Raw genomic sequence first — 2,476 nt, 5'->3', positions numbered from 1 at the left:
TGGATCGGACATACTGAGTACAGTGAAACCAGAATAGAGCAATTAGATCACATCTTTAATCTGATTGGTATTACCTGAGGCAAGGCGCGGCCGAGCAGGTGGTGGTGAGCCTGGCCCATCACTGGAAGGAGGCTTGGAGGAATTGCCGCTGTGCTGGTTGAGTCGGTCTTCTAGCTCGGCGATGCGCGCCATCAGCTTCTGAATAAGTTCATTAGCCTGCTCAAGGGTCAGCGGCGAAGCGGCCGGTGGGGTCATGGATGTGCTCATGCCCCTGATGGTGCCAAGCTGACAGGATCACGCAAGAGGCAATAGTGGATCACCGGACGATCGTCTCATTTTTTACCTGTCAACTGGTCTGGGTGAACCGTTACGCCGTGCTCACGTCTCCGTCCGCATCCGTCAGGGTGTAGGTGAACACTTCGCTGCCCACCCCGCCCCCGGTCAGCGCCTTGAAGTCACCGTCGTTCGGGTTGAGGGTGTAAGTGTAGGTGCCGTTGGCATTGAGCACCAGGCTGCCGTAGGTCCCGCTCAGGGTGCCCGCGGTCACCGCCGCGCCATCCGCCCCCTGCACGTCGTTGGTGATGACGTTGCCATTGAGGACCAGGTTGCTCTCGCTCGCCGCCGTCGGGTTGACGTCGCTCACCGCCGTCGGCACGTCATCCAGCACCACGACATCCAGCCCTGCACTGGTCGTGTCGCCATCGAGGTCCGTCAACACGACGTTGAAGCTCTCCGTCAGAGCCCCATCATTTGCAGGTTTGTTATGTGTTTCGTTATCGTTCAGGGTGTAGCTGTAGGTCACGCTGCCAACCCCTGTCACCGGGTTGTAGCTGACGCCGGTCACCAGCAGTTGATTTCCCAAAGGACTGGGGATCCCCTGGGGGAAGGTGGTCAAGACCTGGCCATTGCTGATCAGCGTCACACCTCCCAGTGTCAGGCTTTGTACTCCATCTGCCGCATTGAATGTAAAGGTACTGCTCTTGGTCAAGGCGGCGCCATCGGGGGCTGAGCCATCCGGCAATGCGGCTTCTTCAAGGACAAGCTCACCACCCTCGACCTGCAATCCATTCAGCGAGACAGGCTCATCTACAGGGGTGATGGTGATGGTCAGAGTGGAGTCGTTGGTATCATCCCCATCCGTTACGGTGTAATTGACCGCAGGTACAGGGCCTGTGTAGTTCAGCGCAGGGGTAAAGGTATAGGAGCCGTCGGCATTGATGATCAGCGTACCAATCCCATCCAGCGTGCTCTCAACGCCGGCAGCAATTCCCTGATTGCTGCCCCAGCTATAGGAAATGACAGACGTATCAAGGGGACCATCCGGATTGTTGCTGTTGTCGAGCACATTGCCACTGATGGCCTGATCTTCCTGGGTAACAGCAGACTCATCCTGATCATCGAGCTGATTCTCGGGCAGAAGATCGTCTTCCTGCAGCACATTCTGATCGATCAACGTGTCATAGCCGGTATCGAATCCGGCCTCGGCTATGGTCGCATCTCCGATGCGATCTATGACAACAAAACCACCATTGCCACTGGCCCCAGCGACCCCGCCGATACCGCCACCACCACCGGCGGCAGGTGCCCCACCGGCAGCAGAGGCTTCGAAGTTCTTGGTCGGGTCAACCCCTTGCAGGATGGATTGTTGCAACGCCGCAATTTCTGGCGACACTTCAGGCGAGCCTTGCTGATGATTGGCAACCGATGAGGAAGATTGCCCCTCTGGAGGCATCTCTGTCCCTGCCGGGACACCATTGCCCTCTGCAGGTTTGTCATCGTAGGGCGCCAGCATCAATTTGGCATCATCAGCGATATTGAGTCTGGCGCCAGGCTGCAGTATCTCGCCAGGCTGGAGAGGGCGACTGCTGCCATCGGCAAGCAGGATCTGAACGTTGCCTTCTACGGAAGAGACGACCACGGTTTTGTCGATGATTTGGGTGCGCATATCCATTGCTCCAGGGTGACAGATCTTGATGCCTACACTCTAGATACGCCCCCGTCCTGCTTCCGTTGCAAAAATGTACAGGGTTGAGTCTCTTTGACTTCATCCGATGCAGCGAATCGAACGAATATTTTTTACATATAAAAATCAAATAAGTAACAGCGCGAGTTTTAGTGATATTACCTATATGTCGCGTAAAAATGATGTACATATTCTAAACAGATATAAAAAAGGGCCCTTAATGGGCCCCTTTCTATCGAGTTGTACCGCTTATGCCAGTGGAAATGCAGGGTGAACGAACCCCTGATAACCATCGATATGCAAACTGGACAACAATTCAACCTGCCGTTTATCTTCCACCCGGGTGGCGATGGTCGTGACACCCGCGTTGTGGGCAGCCCGACAGACAGCCGCCAGGAAGGAGGTATCGGCGCCTGGTTCCATGACCTGGCTGGTATCATGTACAGGACCTTAAGCGTTGAGTCCCTTTAAAACTCCTTCCAAGGTCCTGTTCTGTATCGATTTTCTCTGCTT

Annotated in this window: 1 protein-coding gene and 2 pseudogenes; all 3 read right to left on the bottom strand. The window is 55.3% G+C overall.

Annotation, left to right across the window (positions count from 1 at the left end; translation table 11 throughout):
• Window positions 1–72 precede the first annotated feature (72 nt).
• Window positions 73–267: pseudogene (locus PG896_RS20790) on the bottom strand (DUF6444 domain-containing protein); the annotation flags it as partial.
• A 100-nt stretch (window positions 268–367) separates the two neighbouring features.
• Window positions 368–1,945 carry a retention module-containing protein gene (locus PG896_RS20785; protein ID WP_270836178.1) on the bottom strand — a complete coding sequence of 526 codons (1,578 nt, stop codon included), beginning with the start codon at window positions 1,943–1,945 and terminating at the stop codon, window positions 368–370.
• 267 nt (window positions 1,946–2,212) lie between these two features.
• Window positions 2,213–2,398, bottom strand: a pseudogene (locus PG896_RS20780) (EAL domain-containing protein); the annotation flags it as partial.
• Between the last annotated feature and the right edge of the window lie 78 nt (window positions 2,399–2,476).

It is taken from the genome of Aeromonas sp. QDB30 (assembly GCF_027707645.1).
GTDB lineage: Bacteria > Pseudomonadota > Gammaproteobacteria > Enterobacterales > Aeromonadaceae > Aeromonas > Aeromonas caviae.
Note: the sequence above shows the minus strand (reverse complement) of the source record. Positions and strands in the feature narration are given on the sequence as shown.